The organism is Kitasatospora sp. NPDC085895 (assembly GCF_040702125.1).
GTDB lineage: Bacteria > Actinomycetota > Actinomycetes > Streptomycetales > Streptomycetaceae > Kitasatospora > Kitasatospora arboriphila.
This window is the reverse complement of the sequence record NZ_JBFBJY010000082.1, coordinates 19,255-38,646: the sequence shown is the minus strand read 5'-3', so window position 1 is coordinate 38,646 and position 19,392 is coordinate 19,255. Positions and strand designations below refer to the sequence as shown.

The following is a 19,392-nucleotide window of genomic DNA, read 5'->3' as shown; positions in this document are numbered from 1 at the left end:
GGCCGGGCAGCACGATCGCTGCCCGGCCCCGGCCGTTCCGCTTGGGTCCCTACTTCTTGCGGCGCTTCTCGCGCACCCGCACGGAGATCGAGATCGGCGTGCCCTCGAAGCCGAACTCCTCGCGCAGCCGGCGCTCGACGAAGCGGCGGTAGCCCGCCTCCAGGAAGCCGGAGGCGAACAGCACGAACCGCGGCGGGCGGGTGCCGGCCTGGGTGCCGAACAGGATGCGGGGCTGCTTGCCGCCGCGGATCGGGTGCGGGTGGGCCGCCACCAGCTCGCCCAGGAAGGCGTTCAGACGGGCCGTCGGGATGCGGGTCTCCCAGCCCTCCAGCGCGGTCTCGATCGCCGGGACGAGCTTCTCCATGTGCCGGCCGGTCTTCGCCGAGACGTTGACCCGCGGCGCCCACTGCACCTGGACGAGATCCTTCTCGATCTCGCGCTCCAGGTAGTAGCGGCGCTCCTCGTCGAGCCGGTCCCACTTGTTGTAGGCGATCACGACGGCCCGGCCGGCCTCGACGGCCATCGAGATGATCCGGGTGTCCTGCTCGGCGAGGGTCTCGCTGGCGTCGATCAGGACGACCGCGACCTCGGCCTTCTCCAGCGCCGAGGCGGTGCGCAGCGAGGCGTAGAAGTCCGCGCCGGCGGTCAGGTGGACCCGGCGGCGGATACCGGCGGTGTCGACGAACTTCCAGGTCTTGCCGCCGAGTTCGATCATCTCGTCGACCGGGTCGCGGGTGGTGCCGGCCAGCTCGTTGACGACCACCCGCTCCTCGCCGGCGACCTTGTTGAGCAGGCTGGACTTGCCGACGTTCGGGCGGCCGATCAGCGCGACCCGGCGGGGGCCGCCGAGGGTGCCGTTGCCGAAGAGCTGCGGCGGGGCCTCGGGCAGTGCGGCCATGACGGCGTCCAGCAGGTCGCCGGAACCGCGGCCGTGCAGCGCGGAGACGGGGTACGGCTCGCCGAGGCCGAGCGACCACAGGTAGGCGGCCTCTGCCTCGGTGGACGGGCCGTCGACCTTGTTGGCGCACAGCACGACCGGCTTGCCGGCCCGGCGGATCAGCTTGACCAGTGCCTCGTCGGTGTCGGTCGCGCCGACGGTGGCGTCGACGACGAAGAGGACCGCGTCGGCGGACTCGATGCCGTACTCGGCCTGGGCGGCGACGGCGGCGTCGATGCCGAGGACGTCGACCTCCCAGCCGCCGGTGTCGACGAGCTTGAAGCGGCGGCCGTTCCAGGTGGCCTCGTAGGTCACGCGGTCGCGGGTGACGCCGGGGCGGTCCTCGACGACCGCCTCGCGGCGGCCGATGATGCGGTTCACCAGGGTCGACTTGCCGACGTTCGGGCGACCGACGACGGCCAGCACCGGCAGCGGGCCGTGCGAGGCGGCGTCGAGGTCGGCGTCCACCTCGTCGGTGTCGAAGCCCTCTTCGGCGGCGAGCGCCATGAACTCGGCGTACTCGGCGTCGCCGAGCTCACCGTGGTGCGCGGCGGTGTCGTTGCTCATGTGTGTTTCTTCCGTTTCCCGGTACGGCCCTTCCCAGGGGCGTGCCGTGCGTACCTGCCCTGCCGGGCAGCGCGAAACTACGTGTCCCGTAGTCGGAGGACGGGCCGGACGGCCCGAGGATGGTCAGACGGCGGAAGGCTGCTGGGCCCGCTCCTCCACCAGGGCGGCGACCGTGTCGATCACCTGGTCGAGGGTGAGCTCGCTGGTGTCCACCAGGACGGCGTCCGGGGCCTGGGCCAGCGGCGCCGTCTCCCGGGAGGAGTCGGCGGCGTCCCGGCGGTCCAGGTCGGCGGCCATCGCGGCGATGGTGGCCTCGTCCACGCCCTTGGCCCGGAGCTCGGCCGCGCGGCGCGCGGCACGGGCGGTGCCCGAGGCGGTGAGGAAGACCTTGGCGGTGGCGTCCGGGAACACGACGGTGCCCATGTCGCGGCCCTCGGCGACTATGCCGCGCGGGGCGACCTCGGCGCAGCCGCGCTGCAGCTCCACCAGCCGGGCCCGGACGGCCGGGACGGCGGAGACCGCGGAGACCTTGGCGGTCACCTCGGGGCCGCGGATCGGGCCGGAGACGTCCTGGCCGTCGACCGTGATGGTCGGGCCGGCCGCGTCCGTGCCGGAGACGATCACCGGCTTGCCGCAGGCGATCGCGACGGCCTCGGCGTCGTCCACGTCGATGTCGTTGGAGAGCATCCACCAGGTCATCGCCCGGTACATGGCGCCGGTGTCCAGGAAGCTGAGACCGAGGCGGGCGGCGACCGCCCGCGAGACGGTCGACTTGCCCGATCCGGAGGGTCCGTCGATGGCGACGACGACCGGGGCGTGCGCTCGGTCGGCAGTGTCCACGGGGCGAACCTCTCTCTCGGTCCGGCGCGCTCGGGCCGGGATGACTATCTACAAGGTTAATGGACCGGCGGAGGCATCCCGTCCGGTCGGTCCCGGGGCCGGCCCCTTGCATGCCCGGCGGTCGGTCGGCCGGCAGCCGCTCCTCCTCGTGGTACCGCACCCCGTGCCGCTCGGCGAAGGCCCGCAGCCGGTCCAGGTCGCCCTCCGGCACGACGGTGCGCGCCGTCCGCAGCCCGCCGTCGGTGCCGGCCGAGGGGGCCGGTGCGGGTTCCAGGCCGAAATCGGCCGTCGGCCGGGTGCCGCGGGCACCGCGCTCGCCCCGGTGCGTCAGGTCGATCCGGCGGAGGGCCGCGAACGGGACGACCTGCTCGGCCCCGCCGTGCAGCACGAACCGGGCCGTACCCCGGCCCCGGGCACAGCTCGCACTCCACCACCAGCCGCCGCTGCAGGGTCCGCAGCATCCGCAGGCCGGCCGGTTGCCCGGCGATCAGCACCGCGCCGATCGCGCAGTCCCACCACCGCAGCACCGGCCGGAGCAGCAGGAGCAGCACGGCACCGGCGTCCACGGCGCCGACCAGGGCCGCGGTGCGGTCGCCGTCCGGCGGCCCCGGGCGCCACACCAGTGCGTCCGCCGCGGCGTCCACCGGTCCGTCCACCGGTCCGTCCACCGGGTCGTGTCCGTGCATCAGCCCTCCCCCGAAGCCCGTCCGGTGCACCGACGGGACCGGACGACGGGCGGTTCCCGGGCGGGCGGGGGCTCAGTCGCGGACGCTCCAGCCGCGGTCGCGCAGACCGCCGGTGAGCAGCCGGACGGCCGACGGGGCGACGTCCAGGTGCACGTGGCCGACCTGCTGGCCGTCGGAGTGCTCGATGGTGACGTCCTCGATGTTGACGCCGAGCGCACCGACCTCGCCGAAGAGCCGGCCGAGCTCGCCCGGCTGGTCGCCGAGGACGACGGTGACCGACTCGTACCGGGTCGGCGGGGCGCCGTGCTTGCCGGGGATCCGGGCGTGGCCGGTGTTGCCGCGCCGCATCACCGCCTCGATGCCCGCCGCACCGGCCCGCCGCTCGCCCTCGTCGGCGGCCTGCAGGGCGCGCAGCGCCGTCACGGCCCCGTCGAGGTCCACGGCCACCTCCTGGAGGATGTCGGCGACCACCCCGGCGTTCGCGGAGAGGATGTCCACCCAGAGCGCCGGGTCGGACGCGGCGATCCGGGTCACGTCCCGCACGCCCTGCCCGGACAGCCGGACGGCCGTCTCGTCGGCGTGCTCCAGCCGGGCCGCCACGATCGAGGAGACCAGCTGGGGGGCGTGCGAGACCAGCGCGACGGCACGGTCGTGCGCGGTCGCGTCCATCACGATCGGCATGGCCCCGCAGAGCGCCACCAGCTCCAGCGCGGCGTTCAGGGTGTCGGTGTCGGTGTCCCCGGTCGGGGTGAGCACCCACGGCCGGCCCTCGAACAGGTCGGCGCGGGCGGCCAGCGGGCCGGACCGCTCACGGCCGGCCATCGGGTGGCCGCCGATGTAGTGGACGGTGTCGCAGCCGAGCGCGGCCACCTCGGCCCGCGGACCGGCCTTCACACTGGCCACGTCGGTGTAGCAGCGGGCCAGACCGCGGCGCTGGCAGTCCGCCAGCACCTTGCCGACCAGCGCCGGCGGCACCGCGACGATCGCCAGGTCGACCGGGCCCTCGGGCAGCTCGGTCGAACCCGCGCCGAGCGCGGCGGCCGTACGGGCGGCGTCCGGGTCGGCGTCCTCCAGATAGACGGCGACCCCGCGGCCGGTGAGCGCGAGGGCGGCGGAGGTGCCGATCAGTCCGGTGCCGATGACGGCGGCTGTGCGCATGACGGGGTTGGTCTCCTGGTAGGGGCGGCCTTCTGCTCCGCCCATCCTCTCGCAGCCCCACCCAACCCGTCGAAGCCGTCCACCAGCCGAACCCCCGCACAGCGGCGGCGCCCACGGGAAAGGGCGATCCCAGGGGCGCGGGGATGGTGGGGGTGAGCCAATTCAGGTGCCCCCACGGGCCCCCGTTTTCGTCCTGCCCGGACCTGCACGGTTGCCCGTTCGCCTGGGTATGTCTCCGTCCGCAACCGGGTCGGGGGCCGGGGCCGTCCCCTCAGCCGACGCGCAGCGGAAATCCGCGGCGGACGGCCGCCGGCCCCGGCAGACTGGCGGCCCGGACCGGGGACGGACGAAGGGCAGGGCGGGGTGGCAGCGGAGACGACAGCGGCGGATCGGTGGGAGTCGGTACTCGACTCGGTGGTGGTGTACGCGAGCGGCGCGCTGTGCCGCAGGCGGGCCCGGGGCACGGTGCCCGCGGACGGCAGGGTCCGGCTGACCGGCCTGCCGAGGGTGGCGGACGCGGGTTCGCTGCGTGCATCGGTGCTCTCCGGCGGGGCGCGGGTGACGGCGGCCCGGCTGGAGCCGGAGGCGGAGGTCCGCAGCCGTTCGGACCTTCCGGGGCTGCGCCTGCGGGTGGATCGGGCGCGGGACGCCGCGGAGGCCCTGCGGCAGCGTTCCGCGCGGCAGGAGGCGCGGATCGCGGAGGTCTCCGCGGTGCGGGCGGTCCCGCCGCCGTTGCAGGCGGACGAGCCGCACCGCCGTACGCCGACCGACGCCTGGTTCGAGCTGGCGGACTTCGTGGACGAGCGGCTGGCGGCGCTGCACGCGCGGTCCGCGGACCTCGCCGAGCAGCTGCGGCTGGCCGAGCACGAACTGACCCTCTCCGAGGACGCGTTGGCCCGGGCCTCGTCCGCGGTGGCGGTCGGCCCGGTGACGCTGGGCGGGTCGGCCGTGGTGACGCTGGAGGGTGCGGCGGAGGGTGCCGAGGTCGAGCTGGAGGTGGAGTACGGGGTGCCGGGTGCGGTGTGGGTGCCGACGTACCGGCTGGCCTACCGCCAGGGCGAGGGCTCCGGGACGCTGCTGCTGCGGGCCCAGCTCGCGCAGCGCACCGGTGAGGACTGGTCGGGGGTGCGGATCGGTCTGTCCACGGCGGACCTGCAGCGCCGGACGGACCTGCCGCAGCTGCGTTCGCTGCGGATCGGACGGCGGCAGGCCGCACCGGCCGCGTCGGGCTGGCGGGAGCCCCCGGCGGGGCTGGGCGACCTGTTCAGCGGGTACGACGCGGCGGGCCGGCCGCCGCAGCCGCGTACGGGGCGGGCCCGTCCGGCGGGCGGTGGCCGGCCGGGCCGGGCGGCCCGGCCGGGTGCCGGGCCGGACGTGACGCTGGCGGGCGGCCTCACCGGTGCGGAGACCGCGCTGCCGTTCGCGGCGCCTGCGCCGCCTCCGCCGCCCGCTCCGGGTTTCGCACCGCAGGCCTTCCCGATGCCGGCGCCGTCCGTCCAGGCGTACGGCGCGGCGCCGCAGCCGCCCGGAGCGATGCCGCCGGGGGCGATGCCTCCGCCGGCGCCGGTGGCGTCCGCCCGCGGCATGCGCGCGAGGGCCGGGGGCGGGGCACGCTCCGCACCGGCCGCCGCCTTCGACGTGGCGCCGGAGCCGGTGGCGCCGCCGGTGCTGCCGGGTCCTTCGCAGGCGCAGCTGGACTACGCGGGCCTGGTGCTGGAGGGCCCGGACCGGCCGGCGCACCGGCGCGGCCTGCTGTTCCCCGGGGCGGTGCACGACCCGGCGGCGACGGAGTCGCGGAACCTCGCCGAGTCGGTGGCGGCGCTGGCCCTGCCGGCGCACGCGGTGCGGCCGCGGGTCTCGGCGGGCTCCTTCGACCAGCGGTACGACGCGGCGGCGCGGGCCGACGTGCCCTCGGACGGCACCTGGCACACCGTCACCGTCGGGGAGGTGCCGGTGTCGCTGCGCACCGAGTACGTCTGCGTGCCGGCCGTCGAGGAGGCGGTGTACGGCACGCTGGTGCTGACCAACGCCACGGCCTCGGCGCTGCTGGCCGGGCCGGTGGAGGTCACCGTGGACGGGGACTTCCTGCTGACCGCGGCGCTGCCGACGCTGGCCGCGGGCGGTGCCCGCCGGGTCGGCCTCGGCCAGGCGGAGGCGGTGCGGGTGGCCCGCCGCACCGAGATGCGGGAGTCCACCGCGGGCATGCTCAACAACACGACGGTGCTGGACCACCGCATCCACGTGGAGCTGGCGAACCGGCTGCCGCACCCCGTCACCGTGGAGGTGCGCGAGCGGGTGCCGGTCTCCACCGACCAGGACGTGCGGATCGAGGAGCGCGGCACCTGGACCGCGCCCGACCGGCCGTCCGACGCCTACCCGCCGAGCACCCGGCGCTGGCGGGTGGAGCTGCCCGCCGACGGCACCGCCGAACTCGACGGCGGCTACGAGATCCGCATCCCGGCCGGCAAGGCCGTCGTCGGCGGCAACCGGAGGAGCTGACCATGACCGACACATCCATCGCCCCGCTCCCCGACGAGCCGCTGCCGCAGGCCCCGGCGGCCGACCACCCGCTGCCGGTGACGGCGGTGACCTGTCTGGAGGACCGCGCGCACGTCGAACGGACCGCCGTGGTCGACCTCCCCGCGGGGGTCAGCCGGCTTCGGCTCGGTCCGGTCTCGGCGCTCGCCGTGGACCGCACCCTGCGCGCGGAGGCGCCCGGCGCCGGGGGCGTCCGGGTGCTGGACGCCCGGGTGGTGCGCAGCTGGGTGCCGCGCGCCCCGCTGCCGCCCACCGCCGGGGACTCGGAGCTGAGGCACCGGGTGCACGCCCTGGAGCAGGAGCAGCAGGCCGAGACCCGGGTCCGGGAGCGGCTGGAGGCCCGGCTGGCGCTGCTCGCCCAGTTGGCCGCCGATCTGCTGCGGGAGATCGGCGAGGGCGCGGGCCGCGGCGAGCTGGAGCGCAGCCGCTGGGGCCGCGAGCTCGACCGGATCGACGGCGAGCGGGACGCGCACGGCGAGAAGCTGCGGGTGTCCCGGGCGCGGCTGGAGGAGCTGGCCGAGGACCTGGCGGCGGCCCGGCGCGCGCTGGACGCGGCCGAGCAGGAGCCGGCGGAGCTGTTCGCCCACGTCGAGGTGACGGTGGAGGCGGAGGCGGCGGGCCGGGCGGAGCTGAAGGTGGGCCACCTGACGCCGTGCGCGCTGTGGCGGCCGGCCTACCGGGCCTCGCTGGCGGGCGGGCGGCTGGTGCTGGAGACCGAGGCGGTGGTGTGGCAGCGCACCGGCGAGGACTGGTCCGGGGTGCGGCTGACCTTCTCGACGGCCCGGTCGGCGCTGGCCTCGGAGCCGCCGCGGCTGACCGAGGACGTGCTGAGCCTGCGGGAGCGCACCGCGGAGGAGCGCCGGACGGTCGAGGTGGAGCTGCGCGAGGAGGAGATCGGCACGACCGGCCCGTCCGCGGACGGCCTGCCGGGGGTGGACGACGGCGGCGAGGTGCGGGTGCTGCGGGCGACGTCGCCGGCCTCGGTGCCGGCCGACGGGCGGGCGCACCGGATCCCGCTGACCGTGTTCGACACTGCGGCGAGCAGCGAGTTCGCGGCCGCGCCGGAGCTGTCGCCGCTGGTCACCCGGGTGGTGCGGTTCCGCAACGACGCGGGGCACGCGCTGCTGGCCGGGCCGGTCGACCTGGTCCAGGGCAGCGGGTTCACCGGCCGCGGCGAGCTGCGGTTCACCGCCCCGGGGGCCGCGGCGGAGCTGTCCTTCGGCAGTTCGGACGGCCACCGGGTGGTCCGGGAGACCGAGGAGGGCCGCGGCACGACGGGCATCACCGGGCGGACGGTGGTCACCCGGACGGTGCGGCTGCACCTGTCGCGGTTCTCCGCGCCCGAGGAGCGGGACGAACAGGTGGTGACGGTGCGCGAGCGGATCCCGGTGTCCGAGGTGTCCTCGGTGGAGGTGAAGCTGCGCAAGGAGGCCTGCTCGCCGCCGCCGGACGAGCTGGACTCGGAGGGCGTCGTCCGCTGGGACGTTCCGCTGCCGCCGGGCGGCCGGCGCACCCTCACCCTCGTGTACGAGGTGTCGGCGGCGTCGAAGGTGGCGGGACTGTGAGCCAGGTCCAGCCCGATTTGTTCCGTCAACTCCGGTAGAAATGACCCATGATCTACCATCTCGCCCCGCTGGACGACTGGCTGCGCGACCCGGGGCGGCCGTACGCGGCCGCCTCGCTGCTCACCGACGGCTTCATCCACTGTTCGGCCGACGAGCGGACGGTGCTGGCCGTCGCCAACCTCTTCTTCGCCGACACGCCGGATCCGCTGATGGCGCTGCTGATCGAGGAGAAGCTGGTCGAGCCGATGGTGAAGTGGGAGGCGCCCTCCGGCCCGCCGCCGGAGGGCGCCACGCCGGACGTGCTCTTCCCGCACATCTACGGCCGGCTGAACCGGACGGCGGTGATCGGCCTGGAGAAGGTCGAGCGCGGCGCGGACGGCCGCTGGGCCCGGCTGCTCCCCTGGAGCTGAGCCGGGCCCGTCCGGGCGGCGGCGGTCAGAGCCAGCCGCGCTCGCGGGCCGCCATGCCCGCCTGGAAGCGGGTGGTGGCGCCGAGCTGGCGCATCAGGCTCTGCAGCCGCCGCTGGGTGGTGCGGGCGCTCCAGCCGAGGGAGCGGGCGATCGACTCGTCGGTCAGGCCGGCGGCGAGCAGGCCGAGCAGCTTGCGGTGGTCGGCCTCGGGGCCGGTGTCGGCCTCGCCGTCGCCGATCGCCGCCTGCAGCGGCACGGCCCGCTCCCACTCGGCCTCGAACAGTGCGTCCAGGGCCTGCAGCAGCGCCGACGGGTGGATGACGTAGGCGGCGTCCAGCACGCTGTCGCCGACGGTGATCGGGATGATCGCCATCTTGTCGTCCGACATCATCATCTTCATCGGCAGCACGGGGCGGACGCGGGCCTCCTCGCCGTCCTCGACGCCGACGAGGATCTCCTTCTCCAGCCGGCCCGGCCAGGCCACCGCGTCCTTGTCGTACACGGTGCGGAAGCGCACGCCCGCCTTGAGCTTGGCGCGCTGGCGGGGCATCTGGGCGACCGGGTCCTGGATGTAGGGCGGGCAGTCGAAGCCGCGCACCTGGTACTGGGTGCTGTCGACCAGGTGCTCCAGCCGCTGGGCGATCGCCTCGCCGCCGGTGAGGACCTCGACGGAGTGCGCCGGGTCGGTGTAGCGGGACGCCTCGCGGAAGGCGTCCATCAACCGGTGCATCTCGGCGCGGGCGCTGCGCAGCTCCGCCTCGCGGTGGCCGATGAGGGTGCCGATGGCGACGTCGGGCGCGACCGCGAGGTAGCGCTCCCGGTCGACCGGGGCCCGGGTGGCCATGCCCTGCTCGGCCAACCGGTCGAGGGCGTCCTGGCTCTGCTGCAGTGTCAGGCCGCACTGCCCGGCCAGCTCCTCGGCGGTGGACTGCGGCGAGACCACCAGGGCCGCGTACACCTGTCCGTCCGGCCGTCCCAGGCCGAGCGCTCCGAATGCGTCGAGCACGCCGCTCCTTCCCCCATGCGGCCAGTGGCCCAGTGGCGCAGTTCCGCCACTCGTCGAGCTGCTGTCCGGTGGCCATCCTGCGCCACAGATCCACATCATGACAAGGCGGTGCGTCGAGGTTCACACGGGGTCCCCGCCGAAGAGTCGGAAGGCCTCCCCGCCGAACGGCGGGGAGGCCTTCGATTCGAAGGTTCCGACGGTGCGGCCCCGGTCCGCCCTACAGGCCGACCTCGCGCATCAGCTGGCCGACCTCGGGGTTCGTGAGGCGGCGCAGCCAGCCGGACTTCTGGTCGCCGAGCGCGATCGGGCCGAAGTGGGTGCGCACCAGCTTCTCGACCGGGAAGCCGACCTCGGAGAGCATCCGGCGGACGATGTGCTTGCGGCCCTCGTGCAGGGTCACCTCGACCAGGTAGTTCTTGCCGACGTTGGAGACCACCTTGAAGGAGTCGGCGCGGGCCCAGCCGTCCTCCAGTTCGACGCCCTTGGCGAGCTGCTTGCCGAGGTCGCGCGGGATCGGGCCCTGGATGGCGGCCAGGTAGGTCTTGGTGACGCCGTACTTCGGGTGGGTGAGGCGGTGGGCCAGCTCGCCGTGGTTGGTGAGCAGGATGATGCCCTCGGTCTCGGTGTCGAGGCGGCCGACGTGGAAGAGCCGGGTCTCGCGGTTGGTGACGTAGTCGCCGAGGCACTGGCGGCCGTCCGGGTCCTCCATGGTGGAGACGACGCCGGCCGGCTTGTTCAGCGCGAAGAACAGGTAGGACTGGGTGGCGACGGTCAGGCCGTCGACCTTGATCTCGTCGTTGGCCGGGTCGACCCGCTTGCCCTGCTCGGTGACCCGCTTGCCGTTGACCTCGACCCGGCCCTGCTCGATGAGCTCCTCGCAGGCCCGGCGGCTGCCCATGCCGGCCCGCGCGAGCACCTTCTGCAGGCGCTCGCCCTCGGGCTCGCCGAAGGTCTTGGGGGTCTTCACGGCCGGCTTGTCGTGCCGGGCGAGCACCGCGTCCTCGATCTTGGCCTGGAGCTCGCGGGAGCGCTGCGGCTGGCGGCGCGGGTCGCCCGGGGCGCCCTGGCCCTCGCGGCGCGGCTTGGGCGCGGCACCGGGGCGGCGCGCTGCGAAGCTGCTGCGGCCGGGGGTGGCGTTGGGGCCGCCGCCGTACTCGGGGCGGTCGTAGCGGCGCTCCTCGGGCCGCAGCGGGCGGTCCGGGTAGCGCCGGTCGTCACGGCGGTCGTCACGCCTGTCGTCGCGGCGGTCGTCGCGGCGCCCGCCCTGGGAGGACGAGCCGCCCCGGCCGCCGCCGGAGGAGCCGTACGACGAACCGCCGTAGGAGGATCCGCCGCCGTAGGACGACCCGCCGCGCGAGCCGCCGCCGCTCCGGCCCCCGCCCTGTCCGCCGCGTCCCTGGCCTCCCCGGCCCTGGCCGCCGCTGTTGTTCCTGCCGTTGCCACTGCTGCGCATCAAAGTGTCCGTACGTCGTGTCCGTCGTGGGAGTGCGTGTCGTGCCCGGCCGACCTCACCGCCCCCTCACCGATCGGACGCGGACCGTCAGGCGCTCTCGCCGTCGGCCGCGCGGGCGGCGGCCACCGCCTCCGCGATCATCGTGCCCTCCAGGGACTCCGCTTCCACGTCGTCGACCTCGGGCAGGAAGGGCGCGAGCTCGGGCAGCTCGTCCAGGCCTCGCAGCCCCGTCCGTTCCAGGAAGTAGTTCGTCGTCCGATACAGGATCGCACCTGTTTCGGGCTCGGAGCCGGTCTCTTCCACCAGTCCTCGCTGTACCAGGGTACGCATCACGCCGTCACAGTTCACACCGCGTACTGCGGAGACCCGGCTGCGCGACACCGGCTGCCGGTAGGCGACCACCGCGAGCGTCTCCAGCGCGGCCTGCGTGAGACGGGCCTGCTGGCCGTCCAGGACGAAGCGGTCGACGGCCGGCGCGCAGTCGGCGCGGGTGTAGAAGCGCCAGCCCCCGGCGACGTGGCGCAGGTCGAAGCCGCGGCCCTGGGCGGTGTACTCGGCGGCGAGTTCGCGCAGCGCGGCGGCGACCGCGGCGCGCGGCCGCTCCAGGACGGCGGCGAGGTGCGCCTCGGTGGCGGGCTCGTCGACGACCATCAGGACCGCCTCCAGCGCGGCCCGCAGCGGCACCCCGCGGGCACCGGACTCCTCGGGCCGCTCCGGTTCCGGTTCGGGCTCCGGCTCGGGGGCGGGCAGCGGCGCCGGGTCGGGCATCGGTTCGGGCTCGGAGGTGTCCGCGGCCGGCTCCGCCGCCGGCGCCGGGATGTGCGGCTGCTCCGCGGCCTCCTCCGCGGCCTCCGCGCCGTCCGCGCCGTCCGGTGCCCCGTGGGCGGGCTCGGTCGCGTACGCGCTCTCCTGCCACTCGTCGGGGCGGGCCTGGCCGGGGAGGCCGAGGGTGCGCCGGCTGGGGCGCGGCTGATCGGCGTTCACTGCGGTTCTCCGTCCTTGCCGCGGCCGTCCGCGCCCTCGCCGGGCGGACGGTCGAACTCGTCGGTCACCTCGACGCGCCGGCCGGTGTCGGCGACCCAGTGCACCAGCAGCTCGCCCAGGGCGTCCGGCTGCTCGAAGTCGAGCACCTTCTCCCGGTACAGCTCCAGCAGGGCGAGGAAGCGGGCCACCACGACCAGCGTGTTGTCGGCGTCCTCCACCAGCCTGCCGAAGGTCGCGCTGCCGAGCGCGGTGAGCCGGTCGACGACGACCCCGGCCTGCTCGCGGACGCTCACCGGCGGGGCGTGGATGTGGTCGACGTAGACCACCGGCTCCGGCCTGGGCGCCGCCGCCCGGGCGGCGAGCCGGGCCAGGCCCTGGGGGCCGACGGTGATGACCACCTCGGGCAGCAGCAGCGCGTGGTGCGGCTCCAGGCCGACGGTGCGGGGGCGCTGCAGCAGCTCGGCCGCCCAGCGCTCGGCGAACAGGGCGGCCGCCTGCTTGTACGCCCGGTACTGCAGCAGCCGGGCGAAGAGCAGGTCGCGGGCCTCCAGGAGGGCGAGGTCCTCCTCGTCCTCGATCTCGGCGGCGGGCAGCAGCCTGGCCGCCTTGAGGTCGAGCAGGGTGGCGGCGACGACCAGGAACTCGGTCGCCGCGTCGAGGTCCCAGTCCGGGCCCATCGCCCGGATGTGGGCGACGAACTCGTCGGTGACCTTGGAGAGCGAGACCTCGGTGACGTCCAGCCGGTGCTTGGCGATCAGGCTGAGCAGGAGGTCGAACGGGCCCTCGAAGTTGTCCAGCCGCACCTGGAAGCCGCCGCGCTCCTCGCCCGGTCCGGCACCGGCCGGCGGGGCTGGGGCGGCCGGCTCGGGGGGCTCGGGGGGCTCGGGCGCGCTCGTCATGACCGGACCATCTTCACCCGGGCCGGTCGCCGCGCCACCCTCCGGGGCGCCCGACACGCCCGCGGCCCGGCCGGGCCGGTCCGGGTCGGGGCCGAGGGGGCCCTCCGCGGGCCTCAGCGGCCGCGCAGCCGCCGCACCAGGATGCTCGCCTCGCCCCGCTGCTCCAGGTCCGCCAGGACGACGGAGATGGCCTCCCGGACGACGCGGCCGCGGTCGACGGCGAGGCCGTGCTCGCCGCGCAGCACCAGCCGGGCGTGCTCCAGGTCCATGAGCTCCTCGGCGGAGACGTAGACCGTGATCTTCTCGTCGTGCCGCTCGCGGCCGGTGGGCCGGCGGGCGGCGCGGCCGCGGGGGCGGGGCCGGCGGGCCTCCGCCTGCTCCTCGGGGGCGTGCCGGCGGGCCGCCTCGGCGGGCGGCTGCGGTTGGGCGGCCTCGGTGGCGGCCCCGTCGGCGGCGGTGTCGCCGGCCGCGGCGGGCTGCTCGGCGGGCCGGGCGGTCTCCGGTCTGGTGGCCTCGGCCGACCGGCCCAGCGAGGGCGACAGGGCCATCCCCCCGGTGGTCCGGAACAGCTCGTCGGCTCCCGGGAGACTCACTCGGCGGGGCGGCACCGGTCGAGCACCTCCCTGGCGAGCTGGCGGTAGGCGGCGGCGCCGACCGAGTTGGTCGCGTACGTGGTGATCGGCTCGCCGGCCACGGTCGTCTCCGGGAACCTGACGGTGCGTCCGATGACGGTGTGGAAGACGTGCTCGCCGAAGGCCTCGACCACCCGGGCCAGCACCTCGCGGCTGTGCACCGTACGGGAGTCGTACATGGTGGCGAGGATGCCGTCGAGGCGCAGCTCCGGGTTGAGGCGCTCGCAGACCTTCTCGATGGTCTCGGTGAGCAGCGCGACGCCGCGCAGCGCGAAGAACTCGCACTCCAGCGGGACGATGACGCTGTGAGCCGCCGTCAGGGCGTTGACGGTGAGCAGGCCGAGCGAGGGCTGGCAGTCGATGATGACGTAGTCGTAGTCCGGCAGCAGCGGCTTGAGGGCGCGGGCGAGCGCGGACTCGCGGGCGACCTCGCTGACCAGCTGCACCTCGGCGGCCGACAGGTCGATGTTGGACGGCAGCAGGTCCATGCCGGGGACGGCGGTCTTCAGCAGGACCTCATCGGCCGTCAGGCCCCGCTCCATGAGCAGGTTGTAGACGGTGACGTCGAGTTCCATCGGGTTCACGCCGAGGCCGACGGAGAGGGCGCCCTGCGGGTCGAAGTCGACGAGCAGCACCCGGCGGCCGTACTCGGCCAGCGCGGCACCCAGGTTGATGGTCGACGTGGTCTTGCCGACGCCGCCCTTCTGGTTGCACATGGCGATGATCTGCGCGGGGCCGTGCTCGGCCACCGGCGCGGGGATCGGGAAGTACGGCAGCGGACGGCCGGTGGGGCCGACCCGCTCGCGGCGCTGCCGGGCGGCGTCGGGGGCCAGGGTGGCGGCGTACTCCGGGTCCGGCTCGTACTCGGCGTCCGGGTCGTCGTAGGGGCCGTAGCCCAGGTCGGCGTAGGAGAGGCCGTACGCGCCGAGCTCGGCGTCGTAGTCGGCGCCGGCGGCGGTGCCGCTCTGGCGCGCCTCGAAGGTGCGGACCGCGACCGAGCCGACCTCCGCCGTACCCACCGTCGCCGGCCGCGCGTACTCGTCGTGCGGCTGTCCGGCGGCGAGCTCCGCCAGTCCTGGCTGACCACCCCCGGGAGCAAATGTCGACTCATTCACAAGTCGTCTTACCTCCTTGGGCTTCCAGGACTCTATGTCGATACGTCAGCGTGGCAGCTTGCCGACGGTTTGCGACTCTAGGCCGTTCCAGGCGTTCGCAGCAACACAATCCACGGTAGTGGGCACGATGTGTCGGCTCCCCGACCACCCGCTGTCAAGGCTTGCGCGGGCCGGGAACCCTCGCGATTCCGGGGTCGCCGCGCCCCGCGGCGGGGTGACCCGCGGTGACCGGGTCCGCTGGGCGGGTGACACGTTGCACATGAATTGACATCACCCGTCCACCGGCCGGTCACCGGCCCGTGGGCGTGCGGGCGCGCCGAAGCCCCCGGCCCGAGGGGAGCGGGCCGGGGGCGACGGGGTGTCGGCGCGTCAGGCGAGCACGGTCTCCAGGGAGACGGACTCCAGGTCGAAGGCGTCGGCGACGGCCTTGTAGGTGATCTGGCCCTCGTGCACGTTCAGGCCCTTGGCCAGCGCGGCGTCGCGGCGCAGCGCGTCCTTCCACCCGCGGTTGGCCAGCTCGACGATGTACGGCAGCGTCGCGTTGGTCAGCGCGTAGGTGGAGGTGTTCGGGACGGCGCCCGGCATGTTGGCCACGCAGTAGAAGACCGAGTTGTGGACCTGGAAGGTCGGCTCGGCGTGCGTGGTGGCACGGGAGTCCTCGAAGCAGCCGCCCTGGTCGATGGCGATGTCGACGAGCACGGAGCCCGGCTTCATGCGGGAGACCAGCTCGTTGGTGACGAGCTTCGGGGCCTTGGCGCCCGGGATCAGCACGGCGCCGATGACGAGGTCGGCCTCCAGGACGGCCTTCTCCAGCTCGAAGGAGTTGGAGGCGATGGCCTTCACCTTGGTGCCGAAGATCCTGTCGGCCTCGCGCAGCTTGTTGATGTCGCGGTCGAGCAGGGTGACGTCGTAGCCCATGCCGATGGCGATGGTGGCCGCGTGCCAGCCGGAGACGCCGCCGCCGATGACGACGCACTTCGCCGGGTGGGTGCCGGGCACGCCGCCGGGGAGCACGCCGCGGCCGCCGGCCGGGCGCATCAGGTGGTAGGAGCCGACCTGCGGGGCCAGCCGGCCCGCGACCTCGGACATCGGGGCGAGCAGCGGCAGGGCGCCGTTGGCGAGCTGCACGGTCTCGTAGGCGATCGCGGTGGTGCCGGAGGCGACCAGCGCCTCGGTGCCGGCGCGGTCGGCCGCCAGGTGCAGGTAGGTGAAGAGGGTCTGGCCCTTGCGGAGGCGGTGGTACTCCTCGGCGATGGGCTCCTTGACCTTCAGCAGGAGGTCGGCGGTCTCCCACACCTCGTCTGCCGTGGGGAGGATGGTGGCACCGGCGGCCACGTACTCCTCGTTGGGGATCGAGGAGCCGAGACCGGCGTTGTCCTCGATGAAGACCTCGTGTCCGTTGCGGACGAGCTCATGCACGCCGGCGGGCGTGATGGCCACGCGGTACTCGTGGTTCTTGACCTCGCGGGGGATGCCGACCTTCACGGCTAAACACGTCCCTCTTGCCTGGGGGTCCCGGCCGGGGGAAGACCGGCGGGCGGCGCGCACGGGGAAGGCCTCCGGAGAACACCGGGGCACGGATCGCTGCGCGACTGCTGTCGAGTGTAATGAAGCCCAGCGGATCCGTCAGCCTTCCAAACTGAATAAATCAGCGGATCCGATTGGCAGGTTCGTAGGCTTGCACCTCGCTCCCACGAACAAAGACCCACGACTGCCACATATCAGACATTACTCCGCAATGGGGTGGTTCCACTCGCCTGCGAGCTGCTGCTGGAGGCGGTCCAGGGCAAGCCCCACAAGGGCTGCGCCCCGCTCGTCGCCGAGCCGCCGGAAGATCCCGAACGCCGCCCGGTACTCGCGCAGCGCCTCCTCGAAGCGGCGCTGCGCGGTGTGAGCCTCGGCGACCCGGGCCAGCAGCCGCGCCTCGGCCGGGGCGTCGCCCGCCTCCTGGCGCAGGGCCAGCGCGCGCCCGTACGAATCCCCGGCGCGCACGGCGTCGCCGAGCGCCCGGTAGCACCCTCCCGCGCTCTCCAATGCGCGGGCGCACCCCAACTCGTCACCCGCCGCCCTGGCCCGGTCGAGGGCGGCCCGGTACCGTCCGGCGGCCCGCTCCCAGCGGCCCGCGGCGGCCTGCAGGTCGCCCAGGTTGAGCAGTGCGGCAGCGGCCCGGCGGGGCGCCCCGGCCCGCTCGGCGACCTCCAGGACGAGTTCGTGCAGCCGGTGCAGGTCCGCCGGGACGGTGGCCGGGGTGAGCGGCAGGGCCCGCAGCAGGGCGCCGACCAGCCGGCCCGCCGAGCCGTCCAGGTCGCCCTGCCCGATCGCGTCGCCGACCGCGGTGAACAGCTGGTCGCGCTCCTCGTCCAGCCAGCGGGCGGCCTGGTCGGCGGTCCGCAGCCGCAGCGGACCGGGCAGCGGGTCGGGCGCCGGGCCGGCCCCGGGGGCGAGCAGCGCCTGCGCCGAGTCGACCAGGCGGACGAGACGCTCCAGCAGGCGGGCCCGGGCGAGTTCGACCTCCGCGGGCCGGTCCGCCTCGGCCCGGAGTTCCACCAGCCGCGGATGCAGCCAACCGGGGACCCGGTAGCGCGCGGTGCCGTCCGCGGCGGGCGGCTCGGCGGCCAGCAGCTCCCGCTCGGCGAGGTCGGCGAGCAGCCCGGCGGCCTCCGGCGCCGGACAGCCGACCAGGGCGGAGGCGGTGCGCAGGTCGGCGAGCTGGGCGGGGGCCAACGTGAGCATCCGCAGCATCCGGGCCCGGGCCGGGGTCAGCGTGCGGTAGAGCAGCTCGAAGGCGCCGCCCAGCGGGTCGACCTCCGGCACGGGGACGGGTCCGTCGGCGGGCAGCAGATCGCGGGCGCGCCGGCCCTCACCGCCCTCCCCCTCCGCCCGACCGGGACGGCCGACCCCGCCCCGGCCCTTCCCGGCCCCCCTGCCGCCGCCGCGGGCGTCCTTGCCGTCCGCCCGCTCCGCGGCGGGGCCGGCGGCCGGCGGTTCGGCGGACGCAGTCCGACCGGTGGCGGCGGTGAGGTCGGCGGCCGCGTCGGTGACCGCGGCGCGCGCGTCGGCCCGCAGCCGGACGGCGGTGAGCCGCAGGGCGGCCGGGCGGCACGCGCAGGCGTCGGCGAGGTCGGCGGCGCCGACCGGGTCGCAGCTGATCCTCGTGCCGCCGACGAGGTCCCCGAGCAGGCCCACGGCGGCGACCTGATCCAGCCCCCCGATGATCACCGGGTCGACGTCCCCGATGCCGGTCAGCGGGCCACCGGTGGTGGCGAGCAGCAGCACCCCCGGGCCCGTACCGAGCAGCGGACGCAGTTGGGCGGCGTCCTTGACGTCGTCGAGCAGCAGCAGCACCTCCCGCTCGGCGAGCGCCTCGCGCAGTGCGGCGCACGCGGGGTCGTCGCCGTCCGGCCCGTCCGGCGGCAGCAGCCCGGCCGGGACGGCGTCCAGCTGCTCCAGCAGCCGCCGGGCCGTCCGGCCGGGCGGCACCCGGCTGCCGTCGGGCGCGGAGAGCCGGGCGTACAGCACGCCGTCGGGGTACTGGACGGCCACCGACCGGGCCCAGCGCAGCGCGAGCGCCGTCCGCCCGGACCCGGCCCGGCCGGCCAGCACGACCAGCCCGGCCGCGTCACCGCCCCGGCCGGCGGCCCGGGCGGCGGCGGTCAGGGCGGCGAGTTCGGTGCGGCGGCCGGCGAAGGCGGTCGGCCCGGGCGGCAGGCCGTCCGCGGGGCCGGCCGCTCCGGGGCCGGCGGACCGCTCTTCGATGGTCGCCGTCTTCCTCGCCACCCGTGCCCACTCCCGTCGGTCGCCCGCAGCGGACCCGCTGCGGGCCCTGCCGCGAAGCGTAGTTCGAACGACCGCCCCCGCCGAGGTCACCCGCCCGCCCCGCCCCGGGCATCACCCCCGCGGGTCAAGCAGGCGGCCGACCACCCGGGTCGCCCTGAAGGGCTCACCCTCAGTCCTGGCGGAAGGGCCGGGCCGGCCAGGGCGAGTCGGCGGGGCGCAGGGCGCCCACGCCCTGGCCGGTGAGGGCGGCGTGCAGCGCGAGGGTGCCGGTGATCAGGGTGGGGTTGTGCAGTTCGCCGGCCAGGACGAGCCGGATCAGCTCCTCCAGCGGGACCCTGGCGGTCTCGATCTCCAGCTCCTCGCCGTGGGCGGCGTACCGCTCGCCCTCGGCCTCGGAGAGGTCGGTGGCGAGGAAGAGCCGCAGCGCCTCGTCCGTGCCGCCGGGCGAGGTGTAGAAGTCGACCAGCACCCGCCATTCGCCGGCCTTGCAGTGGGCCTCCTCGTAGAGCTCCCGCTGGGCGGCGTGCAGCGGGTTCTCGCCCGGCACGTCCAGCAGGCCCGCGGGCAGCTCCCACAGGCGCTGCCGGACGGGGTGGCGGTACTGGCGCAGGATCAGCACCCGCTGCCGGTCGTCCAGGGCGAGCACCGACACCGAGCCCGGGTGGGTCTGGTAGTCGCGGCGCGCCCAGGAGCCGTCGGGCATCTGCACCTCCTCGGTGCGCACCCCGGTGACCCGGCCCTTGAACGGCGTCTCGCCGGCCCGGACGGGCCACTGCTCGGCGGCGTCCCTGATCTGCTGCTGGAAGTCCATCGCTCTCCCCTTTT

At 75.4% G+C, this 19,392-nt stretch carries 15 protein-coding genes; 3 read left to right on the top strand and 12 right to left on the bottom strand.

The window, feature by feature from the left end; all coding sequences use genetic code 11:
• Window positions 1-49: 49 nt before the first annotated feature.
• The 3 genes from der to AB0442_RS34275 form a co-directional block, all read right to left on the bottom strand.
• Window positions 50-1,504: a ribosome biogenesis GTPase Der gene (der, locus tag AB0442_RS34285; protein ID WP_363548898.1), complete on the bottom strand. Its 1,455-nt coding sequence runs from the start codon at window positions 1,502-1,504 to the stop codon at window positions 50-52.
• A gap of 123 nt (window positions 1,505-1,627) precedes the next feature.
• Window positions 1,628-2,344: a (d)CMP kinase gene (gene cmk, locus AB0442_RS34280; RefSeq protein ID WP_363548900.1), complete on the bottom strand. Its 717-nt coding sequence runs from the start codon at window positions 2,342-2,344 to the stop codon at window positions 1,628-1,630.
• A 758-nt stretch (window positions 2,345-3,102) separates the two neighbouring features.
• On the bottom strand, window positions 3,103-4,188 hold the full coding sequence (locus AB0442_RS34275) for a prephenate dehydrogenase (RefSeq protein WP_366167480.1): 1,086 nt from the start codon (window positions 4,186-4,188) through the stop codon (window positions 3,103-3,105).
• Window positions 4,189-4,551: 363 nt separating this feature from the next.
• Between AB0442_RS34275 and AB0442_RS34270 the strand changes: the two genes are divergently transcribed.
• From AB0442_RS34270 to AB0442_RS34260, 3 genes are read left to right on the top strand one after another with little or no spacing between them, the layout of a single operon-like run.
• Window positions 4,552-6,687 (top strand): DUF4139 domain-containing protein, encoded by a 2,136-nt coding sequence (locus AB0442_RS34270; RefSeq protein ID WP_366167479.1) that lies wholly within the window; start codon window positions 4,552-4,554, stop codon window positions 6,685-6,687.
• A 2-nt stretch (window positions 6,688-6,689) separates the two neighbouring features.
• On the top strand, window positions 6,690-8,291 hold the full coding sequence (locus tag AB0442_RS34265; protein ID WP_366167478.1) for a mucoidy inhibitor MuiA family protein: 1,602 nt from the start codon (window positions 6,690-6,692) through the stop codon (window positions 8,289-8,291).
• 47 nt (window positions 8,292-8,338) lie between these two features.
• Window positions 8,339-8,701 carry a DUF952 domain-containing protein gene (locus tag AB0442_RS34260; RefSeq protein ID WP_363548907.1) on the top strand — a complete coding sequence of 121 codons (363 nt, stop codon included), beginning with the start codon at window positions 8,339-8,341 and terminating at the stop codon, window positions 8,699-8,701.
• A gap of 25 nt (window positions 8,702-8,726) precedes the next feature.
• Here AB0442_RS34260 and AB0442_RS34255 read toward each other — a convergent pair whose 3' ends face one another.
• The 9 genes from AB0442_RS34255 to AB0442_RS34215 form a co-directional block, all read right to left on the bottom strand.
• Entirely contained in the window at window positions 8,727-9,707 is a 981-nt protein-coding gene (locus AB0442_RS34255; RefSeq protein WP_366167477.1) for a helix-turn-helix domain-containing protein, read from the bottom strand.
• Window positions 9,708-9,924: 217 nt separating this feature from the next.
• Complete coding sequence (locus AB0442_RS34250) at window positions 9,925-11,160, bottom strand: pseudouridine synthase (protein ID WP_344626927.1); 1,236 nt, start codon at window positions 11,158-11,160, stop codon at window positions 9,925-9,927.
• An 87-nt stretch (window positions 11,161-11,247) separates the two neighbouring features.
• Complete coding sequence (gene scpB / locus AB0442_RS34245; RefSeq protein WP_363548939.1) at window positions 11,248-11,811, bottom strand: SMC-Scp complex subunit ScpB; 564 nt, start codon at window positions 11,809-11,811, stop codon at window positions 11,248-11,250.
• Between the two features lie 329 nt (window positions 11,812-12,140).
• Entirely contained in the window at window positions 12,141-13,160 is a 1,020-nt protein-coding gene (locus AB0442_RS34240; protein WP_366167483.1) for a ScpA family protein, read from the bottom strand.
• Window positions 13,157-13,591, bottom strand: coding sequence for a hypothetical protein (locus AB0442_RS34235; protein WP_363548909.1), 435 nt, complete (start codon window positions 13,589-13,591; stop codon window positions 13,157-13,159). Before AB0442_RS34235 ends, AB0442_RS34240 begins: the two co-directional genes overlap by 4 nt.
• 41 nt (window positions 13,592-13,632) lie before the next feature.
• Window positions 13,633-14,790: a ParA family protein gene (locus AB0442_RS34230; RefSeq protein ID WP_363548911.1), complete on the bottom strand. Its 1,158-nt coding sequence runs from the start codon at window positions 14,788-14,790 to the stop codon at window positions 13,633-13,635.
• A 369-nt stretch (window positions 14,791-15,159) separates the two neighbouring features.
• The gene (gene ald, locus AB0442_RS34225; RefSeq protein WP_366167476.1) at window positions 15,160-16,275 is read right to left on the bottom strand and encodes an alanine dehydrogenase; all 1,116 of its coding nucleotides are present in this window, start codon (window positions 16,273-16,275) and stop codon (window positions 15,160-15,162) included.
• 243 nt (window positions 16,276-16,518) lie between these two features.
• On the bottom strand, window positions 16,519-18,567 hold the full coding sequence (locus AB0442_RS34220; protein WP_366167475.1) for a tetratricopeptide repeat protein: 2,049 nt from the start codon (window positions 18,565-18,567) through the stop codon (window positions 16,519-16,521).
• 169 nt (window positions 18,568-18,736) lie between these two features.
• The gene (locus AB0442_RS34215) at window positions 18,737-19,378 is read right to left on the bottom strand and encodes an NUDIX hydrolase (RefSeq protein WP_366167474.1); all 642 of its coding nucleotides are present in this window, start codon (window positions 19,376-19,378) and stop codon (window positions 18,737-18,739) included.
• Window positions 19,379-19,392 lie beyond the last annotated feature (14 nt).